26 protein-coding genes and 1 tRNA gene are annotated in these 25,823 nt (G+C 61.4%); 20 read left to right on the forward strand and 7 right to left on the reverse strand.

Annotated features, from left to right (window positions below):
* Window positions 1-392: 392 nt before the first annotated feature.
* From C5J26_RS07365 to C5J26_RS07395, 7 genes are all read left to right on the forward strand, one after another.
* A complete protein-coding gene (locus C5J26_RS07365; RefSeq protein ID WP_037084545.1) occupies window positions 393-617 on the forward strand; it encodes a twin-arginine translocase TatA/TatE family subunit in 225 nt (74 codons plus the stop codon).
* Window positions 618-650: 33 nt separating this feature from the next.
* Entirely contained in the window at window positions 651-1,373 is a 723-nt protein-coding gene (gene tatB, locus C5J26_RS07370; protein ID WP_105401181.1) for a Sec-independent protein translocase protein TatB, read from the forward strand.
* Window positions 1,370-2,194 carry a twin-arginine translocase subunit TatC gene (gene tatC, locus C5J26_RS07375; protein WP_046608994.1) on the forward strand — a complete coding sequence of 275 codons (825 nt, stop codon included), beginning with the start codon at window positions 1,370-1,372 and terminating at the stop codon, window positions 2,192-2,194. Before tatB ends, tatC begins: the two co-directional genes overlap by 4 nt.
* 55 nt (window positions 2,195-2,249) lie before the next feature.
* On the forward strand, window positions 2,250-3,533 hold the full coding sequence (serS, locus tag C5J26_RS07380; protein ID WP_105401182.1) for a serine--tRNA ligase: 1,284 nt from the start codon (window positions 2,250-2,252) through the stop codon (window positions 3,531-3,533).
* Window positions 3,533-4,303: a 5'/3'-nucleotidase SurE gene (gene surE / locus C5J26_RS07385; RefSeq protein WP_046636880.1), complete on the forward strand. Its 771-nt coding sequence runs from the start codon at window positions 3,533-3,535 to the stop codon at window positions 4,301-4,303. The genes serS and surE overlap by 1 nt, the downstream gene beginning before the upstream one ends.
* Before the next feature lie 8 nt (window positions 4,304-4,311).
* The gene (locus tag C5J26_RS07390; protein ID WP_371412553.1) at window positions 4,312-4,950 is read left to right on the forward strand and encodes a protein-L-isoaspartate(D-aspartate) O-methyltransferase; all 639 of its coding nucleotides are present in this window, start codon (window positions 4,312-4,314) and stop codon (window positions 4,948-4,950) included.
* Between the two features lie 147 nt (window positions 4,951-5,097).
* Complete coding sequence (locus C5J26_RS07395) at window positions 5,098-6,717, forward strand: peptidoglycan DD-metalloendopeptidase family protein (RefSeq protein ID WP_105401183.1); 1,620 nt, start codon at window positions 5,098-5,100, stop codon at window positions 6,715-6,717.
* A 73-nt stretch (window positions 6,718-6,790) separates the two neighbouring features.
* Here C5J26_RS07395 and C5J26_RS07400 read toward each other — a convergent pair whose 3' ends face one another.
* A complete protein-coding gene (locus tag C5J26_RS07400; RefSeq protein WP_105401184.1) occupies window positions 6,791-7,663 on the reverse strand; it encodes an ATP-binding protein in 873 nt (290 codons plus the stop codon).
* Window positions 7,664-7,859: 196 nt separating this feature from the next.
* On the opposite strand from C5J26_RS07400, the gene yajC reads away from it, so the two are divergent.
* The 4 genes from yajC to C5J26_RS07420 all read left to right on the forward strand — a co-directional run bounded on the left by yajC (window position 7,860) and on the right by C5J26_RS07420 (window position 10,143).
* Window positions 7,860-8,228 (forward strand): preprotein translocase subunit YajC, encoded by a 369-nt coding sequence (yajC, locus tag C5J26_RS07405; protein ID WP_105401185.1) that lies wholly within the window; start codon window positions 7,860-7,862, stop codon window positions 8,226-8,228.
* A 99-nt stretch (window positions 8,229-8,327) separates the two neighbouring features.
* Window positions 8,328-8,714 carry an Mth938-like domain-containing protein gene (locus tag C5J26_RS07410; RefSeq protein WP_105401186.1) on the forward strand — a complete coding sequence of 129 codons (387 nt, stop codon included), beginning with the start codon at window positions 8,328-8,330 and terminating at the stop codon, window positions 8,712-8,714.
* Window positions 8,715-8,717: 3 nt separating this feature from the next.
* On the forward strand, window positions 8,718-9,572 hold the full coding sequence (locus tag C5J26_RS07415) for a phytoene/squalene synthase family protein (protein WP_105401187.1): 855 nt from the start codon (window positions 8,718-8,720) through the stop codon (window positions 9,570-9,572).
* A gap of 118 nt (window positions 9,573-9,690) precedes the next feature.
* Window positions 9,691-10,143, forward strand: a complete 453-nt coding sequence (locus C5J26_RS07420; RefSeq protein WP_105401434.1) for a hypothetical protein — start codon at window positions 9,691-9,693, stop codon at window positions 10,141-10,143.
* Here C5J26_RS07420 and trmFO read toward each other — a convergent pair.
* From trmFO to C5J26_RS07435, 3 genes are all read right to left on the reverse strand, one after another.
* Window positions 10,121-11,545 carry a methylenetetrahydrofolate--tRNA-(uracil(54)-C(5))-methyltransferase (FADH(2)-oxidizing) TrmFO gene (trmFO, locus tag C5J26_RS07425; RefSeq protein WP_105401188.1) on the reverse strand — a complete coding sequence of 475 codons (1,425 nt, stop codon included), beginning with the start codon at window positions 11,543-11,545 and terminating at the stop codon, window positions 10,121-10,123. The genes C5J26_RS07420 and trmFO overlap by 23 nt on opposite strands.
* 148 nt (window positions 11,546-11,693) lie before the next feature.
* Window positions 11,694-11,837, reverse strand: coding sequence for a DUF1127 domain-containing protein (locus tag C5J26_RS07430; protein ID WP_007762204.1), 144 nt, complete (start codon window positions 11,835-11,837; stop codon window positions 11,694-11,696).
* A gap of 251 nt (window positions 11,838-12,088) precedes the next feature.
* Window positions 12,089-12,235, reverse strand: coding sequence for a DUF1127 domain-containing protein (locus C5J26_RS07435; RefSeq protein WP_080951229.1), 147 nt, complete (start codon window positions 12,233-12,235; stop codon window positions 12,089-12,091).
* Between the two features lie 727 nt (window positions 12,236-12,962).
* Between C5J26_RS07435 and C5J26_RS07440 the strand changes: the two genes are divergently transcribed.
* From C5J26_RS07440 to C5J26_RS07455, 4 genes are all read left to right on the forward strand, one after another.
* Window positions 12,963-13,047 (forward strand) — tRNA-Leu (locus C5J26_RS07440).
* Window positions 13,048-13,209: 162 nt separating this feature from the next.
* The gene (tig, locus tag C5J26_RS07445) at window positions 13,210-14,706 is read left to right on the forward strand and encodes a trigger factor (protein WP_105401435.1); all 1,497 of its coding nucleotides are present in this window, start codon (window positions 13,210-13,212) and stop codon (window positions 14,704-14,706) included.
* Between the two features lie 82 nt (window positions 14,707-14,788).
* Complete coding sequence (locus C5J26_RS07450) at window positions 14,789-16,411, forward strand: ABC-F family ATP-binding cassette domain-containing protein (RefSeq protein WP_105401189.1); 1,623 nt, start codon at window positions 14,789-14,791, stop codon at window positions 16,409-16,411.
* Between the two features lie 327 nt (window positions 16,412-16,738).
* Window positions 16,739-17,629: a cell wall hydrolase gene (locus C5J26_RS07455; RefSeq protein WP_245441116.1), complete on the forward strand. Its 891-nt coding sequence runs from the start codon at window positions 16,739-16,741 to the stop codon at window positions 17,627-17,629.
* 10 nt (window positions 17,630-17,639) lie between these two features.
* Here C5J26_RS07455 and C5J26_RS07460 read toward each other — a convergent pair whose 3' ends face one another.
* The 3 genes from C5J26_RS07460 to C5J26_RS07470 form a co-directional block, all read right to left on the reverse strand.
* Window positions 17,640-18,269: a glutathione S-transferase family protein gene (locus C5J26_RS07460; RefSeq protein WP_105401190.1), complete on the reverse strand. Its 630-nt coding sequence runs from the start codon at window positions 18,267-18,269 to the stop codon at window positions 17,640-17,642.
* 68 nt (window positions 18,270-18,337) lie between these two features.
* A complete protein-coding gene (locus C5J26_RS07465) occupies window positions 18,338-18,784 on the reverse strand; it encodes a GNAT family N-acetyltransferase (RefSeq protein ID WP_105401437.1) in 447 nt (148 codons plus the stop codon).
* Between the two features lie 88 nt (window positions 18,785-18,872).
* Window positions 18,873-20,087, reverse strand: coding sequence for an NADP-dependent isocitrate dehydrogenase (locus C5J26_RS07470; RefSeq protein WP_105401191.1), 1,215 nt, complete (start codon window positions 20,085-20,087; stop codon window positions 18,873-18,875).
* A 227-nt stretch (window positions 20,088-20,314) separates the two neighbouring features.
* On the opposite strand from C5J26_RS07470, the gene C5J26_RS07475 reads away from it, so the two are divergent.
* The 5 genes from C5J26_RS07475 to C5J26_RS07505 all read left to right on the forward strand — a co-directional run bounded on the left by C5J26_RS07475 (window position 20,315) and on the right by C5J26_RS07505 (window position 25,807).
* Window positions 20,315-20,845: a hypothetical protein gene (locus tag C5J26_RS07475; protein WP_046667949.1), complete on the forward strand. Its 531-nt coding sequence runs from the start codon at window positions 20,315-20,317 to the stop codon at window positions 20,843-20,845.
* 130 nt (window positions 20,846-20,975) lie between these two features.
* Window positions 20,976-22,967, forward strand: a complete 1,992-nt coding sequence (locus tag C5J26_RS07480; protein ID WP_105401192.1) for an FUSC family protein — start codon at window positions 20,976-20,978, stop codon at window positions 22,965-22,967.
* A gap of 61 nt (window positions 22,968-23,028) precedes the next feature.
* Entirely contained in the window at window positions 23,029-23,880 is an 852-nt protein-coding gene (locus tag C5J26_RS07485; RefSeq protein ID WP_105401193.1) for an RNA methyltransferase, read from the forward strand.
* Window positions 23,864-24,661 carry a glutamate racemase gene (gene murI / locus C5J26_RS07490; RefSeq protein WP_105401194.1) on the forward strand — a complete coding sequence of 266 codons (798 nt, stop codon included), beginning with the start codon at window positions 23,864-23,866 and terminating at the stop codon, window positions 24,659-24,661. Before C5J26_RS07485 ends, murI begins: the two co-directional genes overlap by 17 nt.
* Before the next feature lie 693 nt (window positions 24,662-25,354).
* Complete coding sequence (locus tag C5J26_RS07505) at window positions 25,355-25,807, forward strand: GNAT family N-acetyltransferase (RefSeq protein ID WP_105401197.1); 453 nt, start codon at window positions 25,355-25,357, stop codon at window positions 25,805-25,807.
* Window positions 25,808-25,823 lie beyond the last annotated feature (16 nt).

Here is a 25,823-nt window from a genome sequence, read left to right on the forward strand (position 1 = left end):
TCCGATGAGCGCTATCGTTCACCTTTTCATTTGCCGCCGCTCGTTTCTTCATGGAAGTCAGCTGGTTAGTCGACGCGGGTGAAAGATGGCGCGGTTGTTATGCCGCCCACGATCGTGACGGCCGGTGGCTTCGGCCGCGGTCCGACTGGACAGTGTGGTAGCGTGCTCGAAGGCGCGCAGATTGTGGCGGGACAATCCCCTCGGCGGCCTGGAATCCCAGACGTTCGCGGTTCGCACGGCCAGTCAGCCGGGCTGTGGCCGGGTCCGCGCCGACGAGTTGTCGTGCAGGGTTAAGGACGTCTCGATAAGGTGTCCACTGACGACATTTTGGTGTTTGAAAAAGCATCATAAAGAGCTTACATCGATGAAACAGTACTAATGGAGTTGGACTTATGGGTTCTTTCAGTGTGTGGCATTGGCTGATCGTTCTGGTCATCGTGCTCGTTCTCTTCGGACGCGGCAAGATTCCGGAACTGATGGGCGATTTCGCCAAGGGCATCAAGAGCTTCAAGAAGGGCATGAGCGACGAGGACGCCCCAGAGGCGAACGGCGCGACGACCACGACGAAGACCGTTGATCTCAAGGCTGAAGAGGCCAAGGAAACCACTCGATCGTAATGGCCGAGTGGCGGGTTCCAGGAGCCTCGTTGAATGTTAGATATCGGCTGGACCGAGCTTCTCGTCATTGCGATCGTGTTGATCGTCGTGGTTGGTCCGAAGGATTTGCCGCCCATGCTCAGGGCCTTTGGCAAGATGACGACCAATCTGCGCAAGATGGCCGGAGATTTCCGCTCGCAATTCGACGAGGCGCTGAAGGAGTCGGAACTCGACGACGTGCGCAAGACAATTTCGGATGCGCAGCGGTTGAACCCGACGAACGCGCTGAGGGATGCGATCAACCCGCTCCGGCAGATGGGTCAGGAAATTCGCGCCGACCTGCAGAAGGCGACGCAGATGCCGACGCCGGCCGTAGCCGAGACCGATATTGAGGCCCAGCAGGCTGTCGAGGGCACGTCGAGCATCGAGGCCGCTCCGGAGGTTCCCGCAAACTTCCCGTCGGCAGCGTCTGCATCCTCGACACCTGCACCAGTCCCGGCTCCGGCCCAGTCCGCGCCTGCCTCACCTGAGGCAGCGGCTGCGGCAACCGTCGTGGAAAAGCCGAAGCCGGTCCGCAAGACCGCCGCCAGGGCAAAACCCGTCGTCGAGACCGCCGCGGCTCCGGTTGCCCCGGCAGCTATTGTCGAAAAACCGAAACGCCCTCGCGCGGCGGCAAAACCGGCGCCTGTTGCCCAGGCTGTGGATGAGGCGATCGTCAAGGCTCCGGCCCGCAAGCGCACGCCGAAAAAGGCCGATACCCCGAAGGACGACGCATGAGCGGTGATATCGAAGACAAGCCGCAGCCGCTCATCGAGCATCTGATGGAACTGCGCACTCGGCTGATGTGGTCGATCGGCGCCTTTTTCGTCGCGTTCGTCGTCTGCTTCTTCTTCGCCAAGCAGCTCTTCAACCTGCTTGTCGTTCCTTACAAATGGGCTGTCCTCTGGGCCGGCCTCGATCTTGCCAAGTCCGAGCTGATTTACACCGCGCCGCAGGAATTCTTCTTTACCCAGGTGAAGGTGGCGATGTTCGGGGCGCTGGTGATTGCCTTCCCGGTGATCGCGTCGCAGATCTACAAGTTCGTGGCGCCTGGCCTCTACAAGAACGAGCGGGCTGCCTTCCTGCCGTTCCTGGTCGCTTCGCCGGTCCTCTTCCTGATGGGCGGCGCGCTGGTCTATTTCTTCTTCACTCCCATGGTCATGTGGTTCTTCCTCGCCATGCAGCAGGCGCCGACCGAAGGTGAAGTCGGCATTTCGCTTCTGCCGCGGGTCTCGGAATATCTGAGCCTGATCATGACGCTGGTCCTGTCCTTCGGGCTGGTGTTCCAGCTTCCGGTCGTCACCACGCTGCTCGCCCGCGTCGGCATCCTCTCCAGCGACTGGCTGCGGGAGAAGCGCAAATATGCGATCGTGCTGGCCTTCGTGGTCGCAGCCGTGCTGACCCCGCCCGATCCGATGTCCCAGATCGGTCTTGCACTGCCGACCATCCTTCTCTACGAGATTTCCATCTACGCCGCGCGACTCGTCGAGCGCAAACGTGCCGAGGACAAGCTTTCTGAGCAGGAACCTTCGGATGTTGCGGAGACGGACAAGGCCTGAAGCCTTCCGGCCTGCCTTGCGAGTCCGCGACGTTCCGCTCTAAAGGCAAGGCAAGATGCTCGATATCAAGTGGATCCGTGAAAACGAAGGGGCTTTGGATGCGGCGCTCAGCAAGCGCGGCGCAGAGCCCATGGCGGCAACCCTCCTGGCGCTGGACGACAAGCGCCGTTCCGTCATCCAGAAGCTTCAGGACATGCAGTCCCGCCGCAACGCCGCCTCCAAGGAGATCGGCATTGCACTCGGACAGAAGAATTCCGAGCTCGCCGAAAGGCTGAAGGCCGAAGTCGGGTCGATCAAGGACACGATGCCGCTTGCCGAGCAGGAAGAGCGCGAGGCCGTTGCAGCCCTCGAAGACGCCCTGTCGCGCATCCCGAACGTGCCCTTCGACGACGTACCGGTCGGCAAGGACGAACACGACAACGTGGTCAAGCATGTCGTCGGCGAAAAGCCGCGCTGGAACCATGCTGCCAAGGAGCACTACGAGATCGGCGAAGCGCTCGGAATGATGGATTTCGAACGCGCGACAAAGCTCTCCGGCTCGCGTTTCACCGTCCTCACCGGCCAACTCGCCAGGCTTGAGCGGGCCCTCGGCCAGTTCATGATCGACATGCACACGACGGAGCACGGCTACACGGAGGTCTCTTCGCCCCTGATGGTGAAGGGCGACGCCATGTACGGCACGGGCCAGTTGCCGAAGTTCGAGGAAGACCTCTTCAAGACGACGGATGGCCGCTACCTGATCCCGACGGCGGAAGTGACGCTCACCAACCTCGTTGCCGGGGAAATGCTGGAACAGGAAAAGCTGCCGTTGCGCTTCACCGCGCTGACGCCGTCCTTCCGTTCGGAAGCCGGTTCCGCCGGCCGCGATACCCGCGGCATGCTGCGCCAGCACCAGTTCTGGAAGTGCGAACTCGTGTCGATCACCGATCAGGAAAGCTCGGTCGCCGAGCACGAACGGATGACCGAATGCGCCGAGAACATGCTGAAGCGCCTCGGCCTGCATTTCCGCACCATGACGCTCTGCACCGGCGACATGGGTTTTGGCGCACGCAAGACCTATGACATCGAGGTCTGGCTGCCGGGCCAGGATACCTATCGTGAAATCTCGTCCTGCTCCGTCTGCGGCGATTTCCAGGGGCGTCGCATGAATGCGCGCTATCGAGCCAAGGACGACAAGGCGCTGAAGTTCGTTCACACGCTGAACGGCTCGGGCGTCGCGGTCGGCCGTTGCCTGATCGCGGTCATGGAAAATTACCTGAACGAGGACGGTTCGGTCACAATTCCGGACGCGCTTCTGCCGTATATGGGTGGCCTGACCAAGATCGAGCGGGCGGCCTGATGCGGATACTTCTGACCAATGACGACGGCATTCACGCCGAGGGCCTCGCCGTTCTCGAGCGTATAGCCCGGAAACTTTCGGACGACGTCTGGATCGTCGCGCCGGAAACCGACCAGAGCGGCCTTGCCCATTCGCTGACGCTCTCCGAGCCACTGAGGCTCCGCAAGGTTGGCGAGAAACATTTCGCCCTGCGCGGCACGCCGACCGATTGCGTCATCATGGGTATCCGCGAAATCCTGCCCGAAAAGCCGGACCTGGTGCTTTCGGGTGTCAACGACGGCGCCAACATGGCCGATGACGTCACCTATTCCGGCACTATCGCCGGTGCGATCGAAGGCACGCTCCAGGGCGTGCGCTCTTTCGCGCTGAGCCAGGCGGTGCGACGCGAGAACGGTCGTTATGCGCCGTGGGAAGTCGCCGAATCCTTTGCGCCGGACCTCATCCGCAAGCTGATTGACGTGGACTTGCCCGACGGCACCTTCCTCAACCTCAATTTCCCGAACTGCGAACCTGCCGACGTGCAGGGCGTCGAAGTGACGTCACAGGGAAAGCTCGATTTTGGCCTGACGATCGACGCCCGCAATGACGGCCGCGGTCTGCCTTATTACTGGCTGCGATTCGGCGAACGGAAAGGTCATTTCCGCGAGGGCACCGATATTCAGGCGCTCAAGGAAGACAAGATCTCCGTAACGCCGCTGAAACTGGACCTGACCGATCATTCGGTTCAGGATCGTGTGGCAAAGGCACTGGGATTCGGAGCTGCCGATTGAAATCGGGCATGGTCGAAAAAGAGGGTTTTGCGGCGCTCGTGCTGCGCCTCAGGTCGGAAGGCATTTCCGACCTCGATCTGCTGACCGCTGTTGAACAGACGCCGCGCTCGCAGTTCGTGCCGCTATCGCTTGCCGAGGACGCCTATTCCAGCCGTACCGTGCCGATCGACTGCGGCTCGTTCATGGAAGGCGCAGATCTCGCCGTGCGCTTGCTGCATCGCCTTCAGGTCAAGCCCGGCCATAGGGTGCTCGAAATCGGTACGGGCAGCGGTTTCACTGCTGCCGTCATAGCCCGCATTGCCGAGCGGGTGCTGACCGTCGAGCGGTATCGCACCCTGGTCACCGCCGCCCACGGCCGCATGGATGCGCTGGGGCTGCGCAATGTCGTCGTGCGCCAGGCGGACGGCGGCAACGGTATGCCGGGCGAGGGCACTTTCGACCGCATTTTCGTGACAGCCGCCTTTTCGTCGCTGCCGCGATTCTATGCCGAGCAGCTCACACATGGCGGTTCGATGGTCGCGCCGCTCACCGACGGCGAGTCCTGCATGATGGTACGCCTCACCAAGACCGGCAGCCGATTCGAGCGGGAGGATCTGTTCCCGGTGCCTTTTTTGCCGATCGTTCCGCATATCGCGGCGGCGCTCTAGGCCGTTTGTTCCATGCCGCGACGGCGTTTCGGCCGTCATGGTTATCAATTTCCCTAAAATTTTAGGACAATGCCTGCCCTTTAACGGTGCAGTAAGACTAACGCGCTTTAATGACTCTCACGATGGTGGCGTATCTGTAAGCGAGTCATGCGTATGAAGAGTTCTCCGAAATTCGGAAAATCCGTAATCAAATTTGCTGTCGCGGCACTGCTTGCCAGCGCTGCGACAGGGTGCAGTTCGGACGCGACCCGTTTCTCGGGGCTCTTTTCGAAATCCGACAACATAACGACGGCGTCCATTCCGCAGCGACAGGGTGGCGGGGCTTATGGCCGTGCACCGACCCCGCAGGCAGATCTCGGCTCCGGCCAGGCTCAGGCGCTGCCGCCGATCCCGCAGAACGACTACGGCTCGCGCAACGCAGCCATGGCTCAGCCCTATCCGGGCAATTCCGGCGGCTACACCTCTCCGGCGCGCACCGCATCCGCTCCCGTTGCCGTGCAGCGAACCGAACTCGCAGCTCCGACTGGCGCCACGGCGCAGCGTAGCGCCGCCCCGATGGGCCGCGACACGGCTCGCCAGGAGGCGCTCGCCCAGCCATTCCCGGGTCGTCAGCCGGCCGCCAACACGCTTGTCGCTCCGTCCGCTTCGACGCTGAAGGCCGACAATGTCGTCACCGGCACGACCCCGAAGCCGATGTCCGGCTGGTCCACGGTCAACGCTCCCAAGGTGACCCTGAAGCCCGGCGAAACGGTCTCGACGCTCTCCAAGCGTTACGGCGTTCCGGAAAAGGAAATCCTGAAGGCAAACGGCGGCGCCGTTGCTGCCGGCCAGTCCGTCCTTATCCCGACCTTCGGTACGGCGCAGAATTCGGCAAAGAATGCCGCCGGCACGATCGACCTCCAGAATAAGGGTCCGGCGCCTGCCCGGGAGCCCGATCAGAAACTCGCCGTCCTGCCGACCCCGGCGCGTGACAAGGCGATGGCCGAACCCGCCAAGCTGACGCCTCCGGGCGGCAAGCCGGTCGGCGGCACCTACGTGGTCAAGCCGGGCGACACGATCACCAAGATCGCCCGTGAAACCGGCACGCCGGTCGATCAGCTGAAGGCCGCCAACAACCTGACATCGGGCGGCGTCCGCATCGGCCAGACGCTGAAGGTGGCAAACGGCGCGGCCGCTCCGGCAGCCGATCCGGTCAAGACGGCATCCATTCCGCAGAAGCCGGTCGAAAAGGCCGCAGCCGCGGCCCCGAAGCCGGCTACCGCCGCTGCACCTGCCCAGGTTGCCCAGGTGTCTGTGGCACCGGCCGCAGCCAAGGCTGCCGTCGATAACGCATCGGTCGCCGACGTCGAAAAGAAGTCGGACACCGCTTCAGTGGCGCCCCAGTCTACCGGCATCGGCAAGTATCGCTGGCCTGTCAACGGCGCAGTCATCGCCGGCTACGGCCAGAACGTCGACGGCAACCGCAATGACGGCATCGACATCTCGGTTCCGGAAGGCACGCCGATCAAGGCGGCTGAAAACGGCGTTGTCATCTATGCGGGCAACGGCCTGAAGCAGCTCGGCAACACGGTTCTCGTCCGTCACGACGACGGCAAGGTCACCGTTTACGGCCATGCCGGCAGTATCAACGTCACGCGCGGGCAGAAGATCACCCGCGGCCAGACGGTCGCCGCCTCCGGCATGAGCGGCGACGCGAAACGCCCGCAGGTCCATTTCGAAGTCCGCAAGGACGCGACCCCGGTCAACCCGATTACCTTCCTTGAATAAGTAGTGCGTTTCAGGGGACGGAGAAAAGCCCGGCAGTGCCGGGCTTTTTGCGTTCTCAGTGCTTTTCCGGGTTTCAATCTCGGGAGAGTGGCTTCCTCAGCCGCCCGCCAAGATCCTGGATATATTGCCAGGCGACGCGGCCTGAACGCCCGCCGCGGGTGGTCGCCCATTCGAGCGCCTCGTGGTGCAGCGTCTGCTGGTCGAGGCCAAGCTCGAAATACTCGGCATATCCGTTGATCATCGTCAGGTAGTCGTCCTGGCTGCATTTGTGGAAGCCGAGCCACAGGCCGAACCGATCCGACAACGATACCTTTTCCTCGACCGCTTCGGACGGGTTGATCGCCGTCGACTGCTCGTTCTCCATCATATGGCGCGGCAGGAGGTGGCGGCGGTTGGATGTCGCGTAGAACAAAACGTTGTCGGGCCGGCCTTCGATGCCGCCGTCGAGCGCCGCCTTCAGCGACTTATAGGCGGTATCGTCATGATCGAAGGAGAGATCGTCGCAGAAGACGATGACGCGCTGGCCGGAAGTCTTGAGGATATCGAGCAGGGCAGGGAGCGAGGCAATATCCTCGCGGTGCACTTCGACGAGCTTCAGGGAAATCGCAGTCGCGGCGCGCACGTCCTCGTGCACTGCCTTGACCAGCGAGGACTTGCCCATGCCGCGGGCGCCCCACAGCAGCACGTTGTTGGCTGCAAAGCCTTCCGCAAACCGCAGGGTGTTTTCGTGCAGGATATCGCGCACATGGTCGACGCCCCGGATCAGCGTCAGGGCGACGCGGTTCGGACGCGGCACCGGCTGCAGGCGCTGGTTTGCCGGTACCCAGACGAAGCAGTCGGCGGCGTTCCAGTCGTTGATGGCGGGTGGAGGGCCGGCGAGCCGCTCCAGCGCATCCGCAAGCCTGCGGATCTCGGTCAGGATCAGGGTATTGATGTCGTTGCTCATGGTGTTTCTCCGGTCGCATCGGCGAGTTTTTGAGCCTTTTGGCTGCGGTAACATGCTCGTTAGTGCATCAAAAGCCTGAGAGCCGTGGATTCGGTACGCCGGCTGGCGTGTTTCTGTTGCATTCCGGCCTATCGCAACTATATTCCGGCGGCTTGAAACGGGGGCCCGGCGTCTCCGGTAATCTTAGGAGTTTTCGATGTTCATTACCGAAGCATTCGCCCAGGCCCCAGCCGCAGCACCGGGAGCCTCCGCGTTCGGCTCCGGCCTTGAGATGCTCTTCCTGTTCGCGCCGCTGATGGTGGTCTGGTATTTCTTCCTGATCCGTCCGCAGCGCGCCAATGCCAAGAAGCGCCAGGAGACGCTGTCCAACATCCGCCGCGGCGACCAGGTCGTTCTTGGCGGCGGCATAACCGGCAAGGTGACCAAGGTTGTCGACGACACCGAAGTGGAAGTCGAAATCGCCGAAGGCGTAAAGATCCGCGCCATGCGCGCCTATATCGCCGAAGTCCGCGTCAAGGGCGAGCCGGTCAAGACCGAACCTGCAAAGACCGGAACCGCTTCCTAAAGCGTCGCCGATACTGGGGGCCCTGCCTGTTGCAGGGCCTCGAACGCAAAGAACCGGATCATCTCCGGCTCGCAACCTCTTCGAGAAGGCATGTGACCCATGGCGAAAGGCATCGAAATCCGCGACGCCCATTTCCCCGGTCGCGCTCCGATCGATGCCTATGGCAATGGCGGTTTCCGTTTTGCCGACATGTCGCATCGCGGCTCGCTGCTCTGCCTTCCGTCCGGTGTTCACGGCTGGGAACTGCAGGAAGGTGAGCCGCTGACGGTCGCTTCCCTGATGAAGGTGCTCGCCGAATCAAACCAGATCGAGGTGTTGCTTGTCGGCACGGGCGCCAATCTCAAGCCCATCCCGGCTGAGGTGAAGGCGGCGCTGAAAGCCAAGGGCATCGCCTCCGATCCCATGAGTACCGGTGCTGCCGTGCGCACCTTCAACATCATGCTGGCCGAATCGCGCGCCGTCGCGGCAGCTTTGATTGCCGTCTGACAGATGGCCGATTCAGCCAGACAGAACGGCGATATCTGCCTCGCAACGCTCAGGGAGACCGATCGCGACCGTTATCTCGCCTGTCTTCTGTCGCCGGAGGACAAGCGCGGCGCACTTGCGGCGCTTTATGCCTTCAACGCCGAGATTGCCCGTGTCCGCGACGTGGTGCGTGAGCCGCTTCCGGGCGAAATTCGCCTGCAATGGTGGCGCGACCTCCTCGAAGGCAACGCTCACGGTGACAGCACCGGCAACCCGATCGTCGCCGGGCTACTTGACGCAGTCGAGACCTATCGCCTGCCGCGCCAAACGCTCGTCGACATGATCGAGGCGCGCATTTTCGATCTCTACGACGATCCGTTGACCGATCGCAACGCGCTCGAGGGTTATGCCGGCGAGACTGCTTCCGCACTCATCCAGCTCGCGAGCCTGATTCTCTCTCCCGCCGATGCGGCAAAATCTGCGGAGGCGGCAGGCCACGCGGGAGTCGCGCAGGCGATCGCCGGTTTCCTGCTGCTGATGCCGATCCATCGCCGTCGTCATCAGCTCTACCTGCCGCTCGATATTCTCTCGGCGACCGGGCTCGACCGTGATACATTTCTGCGCGGCGAGGACAGACCGCGCATTTCCGCCGCGATCGAGGCTTTTGCCGGGCTTGGATTGGAGCATCTGGCCAAGGCGAGAAAGTCGGGAGCTATCCCGGCAGCGGTCTTTCCGGCCTATCTGCCTGTGGCGCTTGCCGAACCGGTGCTGCGCCGGGCGGCGCGTGCAGATGCCTCGGTGCTCGACTCTGCCCTGCAACTGCCGCAGTGGCGGCGCCAATTGCGGCTCATGAAGGCTTCCGTCACCAGGCGCTTTTGACGGACGCCAAATTCGCGCAAGGCTCGCCGGCTAAGGAACGAAGCACAAATCCGGCGCCATCATAAGGAGAAGCGGTGTGAGCCCCGTTGTCGTCTGGTCGATCATCTTCGTACTCCTCATGGCGCTTGCCTATTACGTCACGCGAATGTCCGGCAAGGACAGGGACAAGGACGGCAACCTGCATGATACAGGGATGGCTATCCTCGAGTTCGGCCGTGCCTTTCCCAATGAGGCCATCCGCAGCCTGCATGTGACGGCCAAGGGCGACGCCATCTTCGTGCGCCTGCACGACAACAAGGCCGGCTTCATGCGCAGCCACCGCAATCACTACGCCTGCTTTCTGATCGAGCCTGGCCGAGTACGCGTGACCCCATTGCCGAACGCCAAGGGGTTCACCGTCGAGTTTCTGGACGCATCGACGCAGAACGGCACCTACCTCTTCTCGACGGAAAAGGAGGCAGCCGAAGTGGCCCTCTGGCTGCTCGACAACTATGTCAGCATTGCCGATCGCGATCTGGAGGAAAAGCCGGTGACGCCTTCCGGGGATGTCAGCCCCGACCGAGCCAACTAGCGCAATCCTGAAGCGCGCGGGCAGAGAGCAGCTGCCGCTTCATCACTGTCTTGTCCTTGCCGCGGAAACGCTTGACGCCCTCCGGCTTGACGATCGATCCCGGCTCCAGCTCCGGAAACAGCCCGAAATTGACGTTCATCGGTTGGAACGAACGCTTGCCTGGCTCGTCGTCCGAAACCAGATGTCCGCCCGTGATATGGCCGAGCAGCGAGCCTAGAGCGGTCGTTGCAGGCGGTGCCGGGAGCGTTTCGCCCTTGCGTTCGGCCGCCGCGAAACGGCCGGCGAGCAGCCCGATGGCCGCACTTTCCACATAACCTTCGCAACCGGTGATCTGGCCGGCGAATCGCAGGCCCGGCCGGCTTTTCAGCGTCAGCGATTTATCGAGCAGCACGGGCGAGTGGATGTAGGTGTTACGGTGCAGGCCGCCGAGCCGTGCGAACTCGGCATTCTGCAAGCCGGGAATCATCCGGAAAATGTCCGCCTGGGCGCCGTATTTCAGCTTCGTCTGGAAGCCGACCATGTTGTAGAGCGTGCCGAGCGCGTTGTCCTGTCGGAGCTGCACGACGGCATAGGCTTTCACCGTCGGATTATGAGCATTGGTGAGACCCATCGGCTTCATCGGCCCATGACGCAGCGTTTCGCGGCCGCGTTCGGCCATCACTTCGATCGGCAGGCAACCGTCGAAATAGGGCGTGCCTTCCCATTCCTTGAAACCGACCGAGTCGCCGGCGATCAGCGCGTCGACGAAGGCGTTGTATTGCGCCTCGTCCATCGGGCAATTGATATAGTCCTTACCGGTACCGCCGGGACCGACCTTGTCGTAGCGCGACTGGTACCAGCAGATATCCATGTCGATCGAATCACGGTGCACGATCGGCGCGATGGCGTCGAAGAAAGCGAGCTGGTCCTCGCCCGTCTCCGCCTGGATCGCGGCTGCAAGTGCCGGCGAGGTGAGGGGCCCGGTGGCGATGATCGCCAGATCCCATTCCTTCGGCGGCAGGCCCTGGACCTCCTCGCGCACGACGGTGATGAGCGGGTGGCTTTCGATCGCCTCGGTGACCGCGTCGGAAAACCCGTCGCGGTCGACGGCAAGCGCCCCGCCGGCCGGCACCTGGTGCCTGTCGGCACATGCCATGATCAGCGAACCGGCAAGCCGCATCTCCGCATGGATGACGCCGACGGCATTCGCCGTCGCATCGTCGGAGCGGAAGGAGTTCGAGCAGACGAGTTCGGCAAGCCCGTCCGTCTTGTGGGCATCGGTGCCGCGCACGCCGCGCATTTCGTGGAGAATCACCGGCACGCCGGCCGAGGCGATCTGCCAGGCGGCTTCTGAACCTGCGAGGCCGCCGCCGACGACATGGATGGCAGCAGGAGAGGTGGGGGAAGTGGAAATATTGCTCATGGCCGGCTCATTATCACGCCATTTGCCGGACCGGAATCAAAAAGGCACCCGAGAAGGTGCCTTTGATACGTCCTTGGATGTCCTCTCGGACCGCTTTATCCTCGCCGCAACGGCCTCGTGCCGTGCGGGTCCGCCTGCGAGCAGCGGATTAGCGGAAAGAGCGAGCCGCGATGTGGCGGATGTCGTAGCGGGTCAGACCGATGTCGCTGAGGGCCTGGCTCGAAAGATTTCCAAGCTCGTTCATCGTGCGGCGGTAGCTGATCCAGTTCTTGGCGATACGGATCGGGTTCATGGTTGTTTCCTCAAGATCTTTTCCTGATGCTCTGTCGTCATCAGCGATGAGGGTCTTATACATCCGCATAATAAGAATGTGCAGTGCAAAAAATGTGCGACTGCCATGCAAATGTGCAAGAGATCGCTGAAATTTGTGGCGCAGGTCGAAAATCAGGCAGGAATTTTAGGTCTTAAATTTCCATGAACAAAAAGAAAAAGCGCCTCCCGAAGGAAGCGCTTTTGGATAGTGCAGCAATGTCTGTGCGAGGCTTAGAAGCCGACGGCAGACCGGGCAACGCGGCGGATATCGGCGCGGCCGATGCCGAGGTCGTTGAGTTCGCGGTCGCTCATGCGGCCGAGCTCGTTGACGGTTTCGCGGTACTTGCGCCAGGTGGTGAGCTTCTGTGCGATGTTCATGATCTTGTCCCTTTCTAGGCCCTTGCCAGCGGCCCGTTCGGCGCTGACTTCAATCTCATGACCGGTAATATATGCTGCGCTGCAAAAAGTAACAGCGCCTATTCGGAATGCCACCTATGCATCCGGCGCATTACGAGATCGTTTACCATGCAGGAATGCTGAAATTTTGCGCTGGTTTTAGGCAGGTCGCATGCTGCAGGACAAAAAATAACGCCCACCGGGGGAGGAGGTCCGGTGGGCGTCATTTGTAACGACTGGCGATTTGGGAGGAGGAGGATCGCCAGTCCCATCAAGCCCGCGCTGGGAGGAGGAGTGCGCGGCTCGAATTCCTGTCACGGGAGACTTCCCGAGGGCATCTGCATCGTTCAGGCGGGCGCCAAACCGTCCAAACCAGAGAGACCGAAACCTTCAATCAATCTCTGTATTTGCATATTATGAGATTGCAGCGAAATTGTGCAGTGCAATATCCGTATGGATGGCATGCGGTTATTGCATGGCTCACATCGCCGTTGATTCCAATGTACACATTAGAATTTAATAAAAAGTTAAATATCCCGATAATCGCCGGTTCGACCGGGCGCGGCGGGCGCAAGTTCGCCTATCCACCGCGGTTTCTCGGAGCTGCCAAAAAAGCGTCATTTTCCCTTTGCGTGCGCCGAAACGGGTGATATAGAGACGCGCGCTCCGGAAGGCCTTGTGCGACGAGGATTTTCGACGCGGCTGGGGCGCGGGTATGGTGAAATTGGTAGACACGCCAGATTTAGGTTCTGGTGCCGCAAGGCGTGGGAGTTCAAGTCTCTCTACCCGCACCAGAACCGCCCCGCATCAAAACCGCCAGGAGTGCGGTCCGAGCCGGTTCTGGCTAAAGGATCGGCGCTCCTTGAAGCCGCGGCCGGTCTCTCAAAGTTCCGGCGATGTGCTCATTGAAACCAACGGCTGTCTGAGCACCGCCGCCACGATATGAAGGTATGAAAATGCAGGTTACCGAAACGCTCGCTGAAGGGCTGAAGCGCGAAATCAAGGTCGTTATCCCCAAGCGGGATATGGAAGCGCAGCTGAACGTGCGCCTCGCCGACGCCAAGGATAAGGTCCGCATCAACGGTTTCCGTCCGGGCAAGGTGCCGATCGCCCATCTGAAGAAGATGTACGGCAAGTCGATCATGGCGGATCTCGTCAACGAGATCGTTCGTGAGCGTCCGACCGAAATTCTCACCGACCGCGGCGAGAAGTCGGCGACCCAGCCGTCGGTCGCCATGACCGAGGATGAGAACGAAGCGGAAAAGATCCTCAACGCCGAGGTCGATTTCGAATTCACGCTCTCCTACGAAGTCATCCCGGAGATCGAACTGCAGCCGACCGACGGCCTTTCCGTCATTCGCGAAGTCGTCGAAGTCACCGAAGACGAAGTCAACGAGCAGATCGAGAAGATCGCCGAGAGCGCCCGCACCTTCGAGACCAAGAAGGGCAAGGCTGCCGATGGCGACCGCGTCACCATGAACTATCTCGGCAAGGTCGACGGCGTTGCCTTCGACGGCGGCACCGCCGAAGATGCCGAACTGGTTCTCGGCTCCGGCCGCTTCATCCCGGGCTTCGAAGACCAGCTCGTCGGCGTCAAGGCCGGTGAAGACAAGACCATCACCGTGACCTTCCCAGCCGAATATCCGGCCGCGAACCTTGCCGGCAAGGAAGCCACCTTCGACGTCACCGTCAAGGAAGTCGCAGCTCCGGCCGCTCTTGAGATCAACGACGAACTCGCCTCCAAGCTCGGCATCGAATCCGTCGATCGCCTGAAGGAGATCGTCCGCGGCCAGATCGAAAGCCAGTACGGCAACGTCACCCGCCAGAAGGTCAAGCGTCAGATCCTCGACCAGCTCGACGGCATGTACCAGTTCGACACCCCGCAGGGCCTCGTCGACGCCGAGTTCGACAACATCTGGCGCCAGATCAACACCGACCTGCAGCAGTCCGGCAAGACCTTCGAAGACGAAGAGACGACCGAGGAAGACGCACGCGTCGAGTATCGCAAGCTTGCCGAACGTCGCGTTCGTCTCGGTCTCGTTCTCTCCGAAATCGGCGAACAGGCCGGCGTCGAAGTGACCGAGGAAGAAATGCAGCGTGCCCTTTATGCGCAGCTCCAGCAGTTCCCGGGCCAGCAGAAGGAAATCCTTGATTTCTTCCGCAACACCCCCGGCGCCTCCGCCTCGCTCCGTGCGCCGATCTTCGAAGAGAAGGTCGTCGATAAGCTGCTCTCCGAGATCAAGGTCACCGACAAGGTCGTGACCAAGGAAGAGCTGATGGCTGAAGACGAAGAAGGCTCGGAAGGCACTGAAAAGCCGGCCAAGAAGAAGGCCGCTCCGAAGAAGGCTGCAAAGGCTGAGGCTGCTGACGAAGCCGCCGAAAGCGAAGAAGCTGCCGCTCCGAAGAAGAAGGCTGCTCCGAAGAAGAAGGCCGCTGAAGACAGCGCCGAATAACCTTCGCATTGATTGGATAGAAAAGCCGGGTCGGCGACGACCCGGCTTTTTGTTGTGATGAAACCTCCCGAGTCCGCCGCCCATGATCCGTATCGAAAACATCAGCAAATCGAACAGTCACCGCATCCTCTTCATTGAGGCTTCCGCGGCGCTGAACCGTGGCGAGAAGATCGGCCTCGTCGGCCCGAACGGCGCCGGCAAGACGACGCTCTTCCGGATGGTCACAGGTTCGGAGACGCCAGACGAGGGGCAGGTCAGCGTCGAGAAGAACGTCACGATCGGTTATTTCAACCAGGATGTCGGCGAAATGGCCGGCCGCAGCGCCGTCACCGAGGTGATGGATGGTGCCGGTCCGGTGAGCGTCGTCGCCGCCGAACTGCACGAACTCGAATCGGCGATGGTCGATCCGGACCGGCTCGACGAGATGGACCAGATCATCGAACGTTACGGCGAGGTACAGGCGCGTTACGAGGAACTCGACGGCTACGGCCTCGAAGGTCGCGCCCGCGAGGTTCTCGCGGGCTTGAGCTTCACCCAGGAGATGATGGACGGCGATGTCGGCAAGCTGTCCGGCGGTTGGAAGATGCGCGTGGCGCTCGCCCGCATCCTGCTGATGCGTCCGGACGTCATGCTGCTCGATGAACCGAGCAACCATCTGGACCTCGAAAGCTTGATCTGGCTGGAACAGTTTCTCAAAGGGTATGACGGCGCACTGCTGATGACCTCGCACGACCGCGAGTTCATGAACCGGATCGTCACCAAGATCATCGAGATCGACGGCGGGTCGCTCACCACCTATTCCGGCGACTACGGTTTCTACGAGCAGCAGCGGGCCCAGAACGAAAAGCAGCAGCAGGCCCAGTTCGAGCGCCAGCAGGCGATGCTCGCCAAGGAGATCAAGTTCATCGAGCGCTTCAAGGCCCGCGCATCCCACGCGGCCCAGGTGCAGAGCCGGGTGAAGAAGCTCGACAAGATCGAGCGCGTCGAGCCGCCAAAACGCCGGCAAGTGGTCGCCTTTGAATTCCAGCCCGCGCCGCGTTCCGGCGAAGACGTGGTCAACATCAGGAATGTCGCCAAGCGATACGGCAGCCGCTCGATCTACGAAGGTCTCGACTTCATGGTGAAGCGGCGCGAGCGCTGGTGCATCATGGGCATCAACGGCGCCGGCAAGTCGACGCTGCTGAAGCTGGTAACGGGCTCGACCGAGCCGGATGAGGGTAGCGTCTCGGTCGGCGCCAGCGTCAAGATGGGTTATTTCGCCCAGCACGCCATGGATCTCCTCGACGGCGACCTGACCGTCTTCGAATGGCTGGAAGAACAGTTTCCACGCGCGGGGCAGGGGTCGCTGCGGGCACTTTCCGGCTGCTTCGGCTTTTCAGGAGACGATGTCGAGAAGAAATGCCGGGTGTTATCCGGCGGAGAGAAGGCGCGCCTGGTGATGGCGGCCATGCTGTTCGACCCGCCGAATTTCCTCGTCCTCGACGAGCCGACCAACCACCTGGACCTCGACACCAAGGAAATGCTGATCAAGGCGTTGTCGGAATACGAAGGCACCATGCTGTTCGTCAGCCACGACCGGCATTTCCTCGCCGAACTGTCGAATCGCGTGCTCGAACTGACGCCAGATGGCATCCACCGTTATGACGGCGGTTATACGGAATATGTGGAGCGCACCGGTTACGAGGCGCCGGGGCTGCGAAGCTAAGGATCAAGGCAGGAGCGAAGCGGCGTCGGCCTCCATCGTTTCCGGCCGCCGGACGCTGTGGCTTCTTCGTAAGCTGTCCGCCGGATATCCGCCGTGAACTGCAGGGCGGGAAGTCAACTTTCCGTTAGGAAGACCGTCGTAAGACGTCGTTCCGGCACGCGCGGAAAGACCTCGGTTCGAGGGGCTTACCGTCGGGCCGACCTGCAGCCGGAACGATTTTCTGCACAGTTTTGATTGTCTCATATGCCGTTTGATCTGAATCAGTTTTTAAGGTATCCCTTTTCGCGCCGTAGCGATTTCTGGAATTATACCGCAGGGGGGATATTCATGACGGCGAGCGATAAGGCCTTTCTCCGACCGGCAATCGGTCTGGTTGGAATGATGTTCCTGTCGGCATGCACGTCGGCGCAGACGACAGCGTCGATCTCTCCCACCACCACGACGGTTAAGCCGGCGCCGGTCTCGAAGAAACAGGTCTACCATTACACGCCGGCCGATCGCGACTGCATGAAGCGGGCAATGTATTTCGAGTCCCAGCGATCGAGCCGCGAAGGGCTGATGGCAGTCGGCACCGTGATCATGAACCGGCTGACCTCCGACGCCTATCCGTCCACCATTTGCGGCATCGTCGCCCAGGAGCGGCAATTCGCACCGGGCGTGATGACCCGGGCGATGAATGAGGCGACGGTTCCGGAACTCGATGCCGCCGTCGATGCGATCATTCGCGGCGAGCGGAACCCGGAAGTCAAGGACGCCATGTTCTTCCACACGGCCGGCTTACGTTTCCCCTATCAGAACATGCATTATGTCACGGTCGCCGGCGGCAATGCGTTCTACGAAAAGCGCGGCAGGGACGGGGATCTGCAGACGCCACCGCCGAAGCCCGTCGATGAATACGTGCTCGCCCTGGTGCAGAGCAATCCCGACCCGTTCAGCCTGATCCAGGCGAAGGAATTCGACGTTGCGTCGATCCCGGCGACGGGCACGGATCCGATGGTGGCGACGAATGTCCCGGTTCCGATCGAGCGGCCGGATCCCCTGGCGGTCCGTTCCGCCAGCATCCAGCCGGCCGGCACTCAGCCTGTAAAGCCTTCAGTCGCGCCGGTTATCCTTGCCAGCTCCATGAGCAATGAGTGGATGCTGCGTTTCGACACCGGCAACGCGAAGCCGATACCGACACCGTCGCCCAAACGATCGCCGGCCGGTGTCGATCGCTGATCCCTGAAGCCTATCCTGCCTTCTGCAGCTCGGCAGCCGCGGCATTGTCCTTGTTGTTGGCCCGCTGATAAGCCTCGCGTAGCGCGAGCCGGCCGAAGTACTGTTCGAATGCGGCGCGTTTTTCGATCGTGCCGAACTGCAAGCCGTAACCGAGCTGCGAGCCGACATAGACATCCGCGGCGCTGAACGTGTCGCCGGCGATATAGGCGTTCGCCCGGACAGCCGCTTCCAGTGTATCCATGACGTCCTGATAGGTGCCGTAACCCACCATCCGCTCGCGTTCCTTCGGCACTTCGAAGCCGAGCACGCGGTTGCTGACGGCTGCTTCCAGCGGACCGGCCGCAAAGAACATCCAGCGGTAATAATCGGCGCGCTTGGCAGGGGCGGGGGCAAGACCCGCCTGCGGAAAGACATCCGCCAGATAGGCGCAGATCGCCGCGCATTCGGTGACGATGGTCTTGCCGTGCACGATGCTCGGCACCTTGCCCATCGGGTTGACGCTTTTGTAGTTGTCGCCCTTCATCGTTGTGCCGAAATGCAGGATTTCGGTACGATAGGGGACGCCGACCTCCTCCAGCATCCAGCGGGCAATCCGCCCGCGTGACATCGGGTTCGTGTAAAGCACAAGTTCATCTGACATGTGGTCCTCCCGGCAGTGATGTCTATGTTTTGGAGCAGCTTGCTTTTCAATCAAGGCGCCAGGGCGAATTAGAGCGCCTTCCGGTACTGGATGAAGCCGGAGTTTTGGGCGATGCGGTCGTAGAGCCGCCGTGCGGCGGCATTGCTCTCCTGCGTCAGCCAATAAAGCCGCCCGGCGCCGTTTGCGCGCGCCAGATCTGCCACCGCTTCAATCAGCGCTGCGCCGGTTCCGCGGCCGCGCAGGGTATTCTTGACATAGAGGTCCTGCAGATAACACGTCGATTCGGGCAGCCAGCAGGATCGGTGGAAGATGACATGCGCGATGGCGATCATCTTGCCGGTCTCGTCGAATGCGCCGAGGGCATGCATCGGCTCGGCGGGATCGTGAAATCGGCTCCAGGTGACATCGTACATCTCCTTCGGCAGCACGGTCTCGTAGAAGCGCAGATAGGCTTCCCAGAGCGGCTCCCAGGCGGTGCGGTCGGCTGGCTCGAGCGGACGGATGATCGCAGGTATCGTCTTGGCGGTCATGGCGAAACTCCCTCACAAAAGAAAACGGCGGGGATTGCTCCCCGCCGTCGAATGATTAGCCGATTTTCCGGACTTAGGAAGCCATGGCCACCTTGAGATTTTCGTCCACCTTGTCGAGGAAGGCGGTGGTCGAGAGCCACGGCTGATCCGGACCGATGAGCAGTGCCAGGTCCTTGGTCATGTAGCCGGCTTCGACGGTGTCGACGCAGACCTTTTCGAGCGTCGAAGCGAACTTGGCGAGGTCGGCATTGTCGTCGAGCTTGGCGCGATGTGCGAGGCCACGGGTCCAGGCGAAGATCGAGGCGATCGAGTTCGTCGAGGTTTCCTGGCCCTTCTGGTGCTGGCGGTAGTGACGGGTGACGGTGCCGTGGGCGGCTTCCGCTTCGACGGTGCGGCCATCGGGCGAAAGCAGAACCGAGGTCATCAGGCCGAGCGAGCCAAAGCCCTGGGCAACGATGTCGGACTGAACGTCGCCGTCGTAGTTCTTGCAGGCCCAGACGTAGCCGCCGGACCACTTGAGCGCTGCTGCGACCATGTCGTCGATCAGGCGGTGTTCGTAGGTGATCTTCAGCGCGTCGAACTGTTCCTTGAATTCGGCGTTGAAGATTTCTTCGAAGATATCCTTGAAGCGGCCGTCATAGGCCTTGAGGATGGTGTTCTTGGTCGACAGGTAGACCGGCCACTTGCGCATCAGGCCGTAGTTCAGCGAAGCGCGGGCGAAATCGCGGATCGATTCGTCGAGGTTGTACATGGCCATGGCCACGCCGGCGTCCGGTGCCTTGAACACTTCCTTCTCGATCACCTGGCCGTCTTCGCCGACGAACTTGATCGACAGCGTGCCCTTGCCCGGGAACTTGAAGTCGGTTGCCTTGTACTGGTCGCCGAAGGCGTGGCGACCGACGACGATCGGCTTGGTCCAGCCCGGAACCAGGCGCGGCACGTTCTTGCAGATGATCGGCTCGCGGAATATGACGCCGCCGAGAATGTTGCGGATCGTGCCGTTCGGGCTCTTCCACATTTCCTTGAGGTTGAATTCCTTGACGCGGGCTTCATCCGGCGTGATCGTCGCGCACTTGATGCCGACGCCGTGCTTCTTGATGGCGTTGGCGGCGTCGATGGTCACCTGGTCGTTGGTGGCGTCGCGGTTCTCGACCGAGAGGTCGTAATATTCGATGTCGAGATCGAGATAGGGAAGGACCAGCTTGTCCTTGATGAGCTGCCAGATGATGCGGGTCATCTCGTCGCCGTCGAGATCGACGACCGGGTTGGCTACCTTGATCTTTTGCATGGAATTCCTCTTGGACGTAGAAGGGACCTCAAGGTCCCGACGGGTGGACACCAGTGGGTGCGCTATAACATCGCCGGGCTGGAACGCAAAGGCATTGAGGCCATCATATGCGGCTTTTCATGCGAGAAAACGCGGCGCGTCCGGACCTGCGAACGATTGCCCTTGCCAAACCATAATGCCTGATTAATGTCCGGCCAAATCGCTCTCCAACAGCCGGATTTGATCTTATGCGGACCTTGCCGCTTGCCCTTGCCTTTTCATTGATCTCGACCCTCACTGCGGCGGCTGATGTGACCGATCCCGTGAAAGAGGTGATGAAGATCACCGAGGACAACTGGAATACCGTCGACAGCGAATGGAAATACATCTTCGATGCCGGTCCGTTGTCGCGCCTGTTCAGCAAGAAATTCCAGGGCGCCTATGCGGAAGCCGCCAAGCACCCGGCCTACGACACGGAAAATAACCAGCCGGGCGATCCGTTCGGCTACGACGTGATAACCTCGTCGCAGGACGGCTGTCCGTTGAAGGACATCAAGACGACCTCGGCACCGGGCGCCAACGGCATGACCGATGTTACCGTAACCTTCAAGATGTGGACCTGCGTCGATGAGGCGGCGGTGAAGGACAGCGTCAACGAACTGCATTTCGACATCATCCAGGAAGCCGGCAAGCCGGTCATCGACGACATCCACCGCGTCGCTGACGGCGAGCGGGATTCGGTGATCGAAGAGATGCAGTCGATCGCCAAGGGCGAGTAACACTGCGGTGATCGGGCGCGTGTCGCTCTTCGATCGTGGCCTTGAGACCCATGCACGGTCTCGCCAAACCTTGCCCAGGCGATATAGTCGGCGGCCAGGAGCGGGTATCGGCACCCGCCTGAGGTAGTGGATGAGGTTTGCCGCGAAGATCCGAGACTGGCTGCTCGCCAACGACCCGGCGCTGTCGCGCCTGCGCATGGCCGGACGCGTGACCCTGACCGTCATCGCCGCGGTGGCCTGCCTTGCGCTCATCCACATCGCCGGCCTGGCGTTGCCGACGATCGCCTACGGACTTGCGATCATCCTGTCCATCGAAGGCGGCGTTGCTGTCCGCGACCGGCTGCCGTCCGACCAGTTGAAGACGCGGCTGATCGGCGGCGTGGTCAGCCTCGTCTGCGTCGGGCTGGCTGCGGTGCTCGAAGACTATCGCTACATTTCCGATCCGATGTTCCTGGTCGTCATTGCTGGCGCTACCGTCGGGCGCGTCTACGGACCGCGCGGATTTGCAGTCGGCATGTTCGCGTTTACGTCCTATTTCATGGGCGCCTACCTCAAGCCGAGCCTTTCCGACCTTCCGCTGGGGGCCATCGGTCCGGTGATTGCGGTCGTTACCGGCCATCTGGTCCGCACCTATCTCCTGCCTGACGACTGGCGGCGCGATCTTCTGCAGTCGTTGGTGGCGATCCAGGGCAGGGTGGGCGATATCCTGATGAAGCTCGCGGTTCTGTCGAGCGGCGGGATCGTCTCGGATAGCGATCGGCGCGAATTGCGGCAGCTCGAGGAGCGGTTGAAGGACGTCGTGCTGATGGCCGAAGGTTTCCTTCCACGCACGGCAGACGGCACGATCGATCCGGAAGACGAACCGCTCACGTCCCTCACGATGAAGATTTTCGACGTGCATCTCGCTGCGGAAAGCGTGATCGTCCTCTCCTTCGAGGCGCTGCCACCCTTCATGCTCGTCCATGCGCTGATCGAGGGCGACCAGGACATGGCCGAAAAGATCGTCGCCAGCCCGGCGGTCGCGGGCGGCGACCGGGTGGCGGAAAGCGCGGCCGCCCTGATCTGGCTGCAGAAGGTCAGGATGGCCTTGACGGAAGCCATCGAGGACGGGCGACGCGACCGTTTCCGGGCCATCGAGGATGCCGCTGCCGCGCCGGGGTCGGCAAAAATCGATTTCTCGCTCAGGAACCCGGTGATGCGATCCGCGGTGCAGATCACGACCGCATCGAGCCTGGCGATGGTTTTCGGCCTGATGTTGTCGCGCGACCGCTGGTTCTGGGCGGTGCTGACTGCCTTCCTGATCTTCACGAACACCAAGTCGCGCGGCGATGCGGCGATCAGGGCCCTTCAGCGCTCGATCGGCACGCTGCTCGGCATTGCATCCGGGCTGGTGCTGGCAACGCTGATCGGCGGTTATCCGCTGGTTTCCGTGCCGATCGCGGTGCTCTGCATCTTCCTCGGCTTCTACTGCCTGCAGATTTCCTATGCGGCGATGACCTTCTTCATCTCGATCGTGCTCTGCCTGGTCTATGGCCTGACCGGGGTGCTGACCCTCGACCTCCTGCAGCTCAGGATCGAGGAAACGCTGATCGGCGCGATTGCGGGAACCATCGTCGCCTTCCTCGTTTTCCCGGCATCGACCCGCTCGACCCTCGATCTCGCGCTGGGGCGCTGGTTCGATGGCCTGCGCGAACTTCTTTCCGCGGTCAGGGAGGGCCGGAGCGGTTTCGAGATCATCGCACTCTCTCACAAGCTCGATGCCGCCTATCGCGAGGTCACGCTCGCCGCGCGCCCGCTTGGCACCAGCTGGTCGGTCGTCAGCCGTCCGGGCCAGGTTCGCCAGACGCTCGGCATCTTCCTCGGCGCTACCTACTGGGCGCGGATCTTCGCCCGCAATGCGGTCCGGGCGGGAGAGAAGCCGGAAGGTGAGGTACTGGCGGCGCTGGAGGATGTATTGAACACTATCGGAGCGCTTTCGGCCCGCGGTTCGGAATGTTTCGTGGTAAAGCGCAAGCCGAGCCGAGCCGCCAGCCGCCATCTGCCGATCTTCAAGCACGGCAGTCGGGTTGGCGTCGAAATGATAGGCACGATGCTGGGCAGGCTTTATCCCGCAACGGCATGAGGCTTGCCGATTTCCTCAGGCACCGGTATTCCGGCCGTCGGATTTGGATACGGAAACAGAAATGTCAGGCACGAACAGCGAGCGCGAACTCATAGCCGAAGGACCGGCGGTCATCCTGGTCGAGCCGCAGCTCGGCGAGAATATCGGCATGGTGGCGCGCGCAATGGCCAATTTCGGCCTCGCGGAACTGCGCCTGGTCAAGCCGCGCGACGGTTGGCCGAGCGAAAAGGCTCGCTCCGCCGCCTCCAAGGCCGACCACGTCATCGACGGCACGAAGGTGTTCGAGACGCTCGAAGAGGCGATCGCTGACCTCAATTTCGTCTACGCGACGACGGCGCGCGAGCGTTACGGCTTCAAGCCGGTACGCTCGCCTGTGACCGCGGCCGAGACCCTGCGCACCAGGTTCAAGGCGGGCGAGAAGACCGGCATTCTCTTCGGCCGCGAACGCTGGGGCCTCACCAACGAGGAAGTTGCGCTCGCCGACGAGATCGTCACCTTTCCCGTCAACCCCGCCTTCGCTTCGCTGAACATCGCCCAGGCCGTGCTTCTGATGTCCTATGAATGGATGAAATCGGGCATGGACGATCTCACCGAGACCGTCTTCCTGCCGATCGAGCAGCGTCCTTCCACCAAGGAACAGGTCATTGGCCTGTTCGAGCACCTGGAAGAGGCATTGGACGCCCGCAATTATTTCCATCCGCCCGCGAAAAAGCCAAGAATGATCGACAACCTCCGCGCTGTCATCTCGCGGCGGGGTTTTACGGAGCAGGAGATCAGCGTGTTCCGGGGCGTCATCAACTCGCTCGACCGTTTTCCCCGCGGATGGTCGAAAAAGGACGGGCCGAAGCCTGAAAAGGCCGATCTGCCCAAAGGGGCATCTGGGGGGAAGACGGGGAATGACGCAGACGAATGAATCGAAACCCGTTCTGATGTTCGATTCGGGCATCGGCGGGCTGACGGTGCTGCGCGAGGCGCGCGTGCTGATCCCGGAACGCGGCTTCATCTATGTCGCCGACGATGCCGGTTTCCCCTACGGCGATTGGGAGGAGCCAGCCTTGCGCGAGAGGGTGATCGCGCTCTTTGCAAAACTCCTCGATGAATACGATCCCGAAGTCTGCGTCATTTCCTGCAATACCGCTTTCACCCTGGTCGGTGCGGATCTGCGCGAAACCTTTCCGAAGATGACCTTCGTCGGCACCGTTCCGGCGATCAAGCCGGCTGCCGAACGCACCCGCTCCGGCCTGGTCTCCGTTCTCGCGACCCCCGGCACGGTCAAGCGCGCCTATACCCGCGACCTTATCCAGTCTTTTGCCACCCAGTGTCATGTGCGTCTCGTCGGTTCGCAGAACCTCGCCCGCATGGCGGAGGCCTATATCCGCGGCGAGACGATTTCCGACGAGGCGGTGCTGGCCGAGATCGCGCCGTGTTTCGTCGAGAAGGACGGCCGAAAAACCGATATCGTCGTACTCGCCTGCACCCATTACCCCTTCATGGCCAATGTGTTCCGCAGACTTGCCCCCTGGCCGGTGGATTGGCTCGACCCCGCCGAGGCGATCGCCAGGCAGGCACGTCGAAAAGTGCCGCTGGTCGAGGGCGCCGAACACCCCGACAATTACGATTTCGCCGTCTTCACCTCCGGCAATCCCGACTTCGCCACCCGCCGCCTGATGCAGGGTTTCGGTCTCAGGGCCTGAGCACCATCGAGCAATGTGGCTTATTTGCCACGCTTTTTTCGCGATGACTGCAATTCGCGATTGTGCGCTTGCTCATCGGGCGATCTCGTGTATTGTTTATCCATTCCGCAAATCGAACACAGGAGGCGTGAAATGAAGTCCATTACCATGTATATGCGCCTTTCTGGCGGAACGGCTATTATGGCCTCGGTGTCTCGCACATCGATGCTGGCCGGCATGTGCTTCCAGGCTGTATAAGGCTGGATTTCCGCCGTTTTGGCACTTTTCCCATTGATCTGACGTGACCGGCTGACGACGCGTTTACCGCGTTTCCTCGTCCGCATCCGCACGTCTTTCTTCATCTTAGAGGACCTGGTCGCGACATGCGCCGGGACGAAAAATCATGCGTGAATCACAATTTATGGTTGCTGACACCCTTTCGGCTGCGGTTCATGAACTCTGCCGCGAACATGGCGTCTGGAAGACGGCCGGTGCACTGCTCCTGGCAGCCTGGAGACGTCGTCAAGAAGAGAACCAAATCTCTGATCTTTCCAATCGGATGCGCCGTGATGTCGGTTTCCCCGAACTCGAGGACGACCGCGGAAATGTCCGGTTCATCCCTTGGGACCTCCGGCTGTGAAAAGACTGAGATGGGTCCCCGGCGGGCTTGCCGCCGGGGCCTCACATGAAGGTCCTATGTCTGGAGTTGAAACAATGACGGCCGTTTTCCGCAAACTTTGCCGTGACGATATGGCGGAGGCTGCGAGCGTTCACTGTACGTCCTCCAAAGAACGGCTGCCGTGGCTCGCTCAGCTTCACACGCCGGAGGAGGATCGTGGATACTGGAGAGGGCATCTCTTCGCGACCTGCGACATCTGGGGCGCCGAAAGGGACGGCACCTTGCTCGGCGTCATCGCCTTTCGCAAGGATTGGGTCGACCAGCTCTATATCCTGCCGAGCGTGCAGGGGCAGGGGATCGGTTCCCGGCTCCTGGACATCGCCAAAGGAGCCCATCCGCAGCTTTTTCTCTGGACCTTCCAGCGCAATACCGCAGCCCGCCGTTTCTATGAGACGCATGGTTTCGTCGCAACCGAGGAGACTGATGGCTCAGGCAATGAGGAGAAAGAGCCGGATGCCCTCTATCGCTGGCGCATGACGACTGAATAAACACCGCTTGCAAACT

It is taken from the genome of Neorhizobium sp. T7_12 (assembly GCF_002968535.1).
In the GTDB taxonomy this organism is placed as follows: domain Bacteria; phylum Pseudomonadota; class Alphaproteobacteria; order Rhizobiales; family Rhizobiaceae; genus Neorhizobium; species Neorhizobium tomejilense.

Bases quoted from the DNA above. Each gene is read 5' to 3' on its own strand.
- C5J26_RS07365 (WP_037084545.1), top strand. From the start codon at position 393: ATGGGTTCTTTCAGTGTGTGGCATTGGCTGATCGTTCTGGTCATCGTG.
- tatB (WP_105401181.1), top strand. From the start codon at position 651: ATGTTAGATATCGGCTGGACCGAGCTTCTCGTCATTGCGATCGTGTTG.
- tatC (WP_046608994.1), top strand. From the start codon at position 1,370: ATGAGCGGTGATATCGAAGACAAGCCGCAGCCGCTCATCGAGCATCTG.
- serS (WP_105401182.1), top strand. From the start codon at position 2,250: ATGCTCGATATCAAGTGGATCCGTGAAAACGAAGGGGCTTTGGATGCG.
- surE (WP_046636880.1), top strand. From the start codon at position 3,533: ATGCGGATACTTCTGACCAATGACGACGGCATTCACGCCGAGGGCCTC.
- C5J26_RS07390 (WP_371412553.1), top strand. From the start codon at position 4,312: ATGGTCGAAAAAGAGGGTTTTGCGGCGCTCGTGCTGCGCCTCAGGTCG.
- C5J26_RS07395 (WP_105401183.1), top strand. From the start codon at position 5,098: ATGCGTATGAAGAGTTCTCCGAAATTCGGAAAATCCGTAATCAAATTT.
- C5J26_RS07400 (WP_105401184.1), bottom strand. From the start codon at position 7,663: ATGAGCAACGACATCAATACCCTGATCCTGACCGAGATCCGCAGGCTT.
- yajC (WP_105401185.1), top strand. From the start codon at position 7,860: ATGTTCATTACCGAAGCATTCGCCCAGGCCCCAGCCGCAGCACCGGGA.
- C5J26_RS07410 (WP_105401186.1), top strand. From the start codon at position 8,328: ATGGCGAAAGGCATCGAAATCCGCGACGCCCATTTCCCCGGTCGCGCT.
- C5J26_RS07415 (WP_105401187.1), top strand. From the start codon at position 8,718: ATGGCCGATTCAGCCAGACAGAACGGCGATATCTGCCTCGCAACGCTC.
- C5J26_RS07420 (WP_105401434.1), top strand. From the start codon at position 9,691: ATGGCGCTTGCCTATTACGTCACGCGAATGTCCGGCAAGGACAGGGAC.
- trmFO (WP_105401188.1), bottom strand. From the start codon at position 11,545: ATGAGCAATATTTCCACTTCCCCCACCTCTCCTGCTGCCATCCATGTC.
- C5J26_RS07430 (WP_007762204.1), bottom strand. From the start codon at position 11,837: ATGAACCCGATCCGTATCGCCAAGAACTGGATCAGCTACCGCCGCACG.
- C5J26_RS07435 (WP_080951229.1), bottom strand. From the start codon at position 12,235: ATGAACATCGCACAGAAGCTCACCACCTGGCGCAAGTACCGCGAAACC.
- tig (WP_105401435.1), top strand. From the start codon at position 13,210: ATGCAGGTTACCGAAACGCTCGCTGAAGGGCTGAAGCGCGAAATCAAG.
- C5J26_RS07450 (WP_105401189.1), top strand. From the start codon at position 14,789: ATGATCCGTATCGAAAACATCAGCAAATCGAACAGTCACCGCATCCTC.
- C5J26_RS07455 (WP_245441116.1), top strand. From the start codon at position 16,739: ATGACGGCGAGCGATAAGGCCTTTCTCCGACCGGCAATCGGTCTGGTT.
- C5J26_RS07460 (WP_105401190.1), bottom strand. From the start codon at position 18,269: ATGTCAGATGAACTTGTGCTTTACACGAACCCGATGTCACGCGGGCGG.
- C5J26_RS07470 (WP_105401191.1), bottom strand. From the start codon at position 20,087: ATGCAAAAGATCAAGGTAGCCAACCCGGTCGTCGATCTCGACGGCGAC.
- C5J26_RS07475 (WP_046667949.1), top strand. From the start codon at position 20,315: ATGCGGACCTTGCCGCTTGCCCTTGCCTTTTCATTGATCTCGACCCTC.
- C5J26_RS07480 (WP_105401192.1), top strand. From the start codon at position 20,976: ATGAGGTTTGCCGCGAAGATCCGAGACTGGCTGCTCGCCAACGACCCG.
- C5J26_RS07485 (WP_105401193.1), top strand. From the start codon at position 23,029: ATGTCAGGCACGAACAGCGAGCGCGAACTCATAGCCGAAGGACCGGCG.
- murI (WP_105401194.1), top strand. From the start codon at position 23,864: ATGACGCAGACGAATGAATCGAAACCCGTTCTGATGTTCGATTCGGGC.
- C5J26_RS07505 (WP_105401197.1), top strand. From the start codon at position 25,355: ATGACGGCCGTTTTCCGCAAACTTTGCCGTGACGATATGGCGGAGGCT.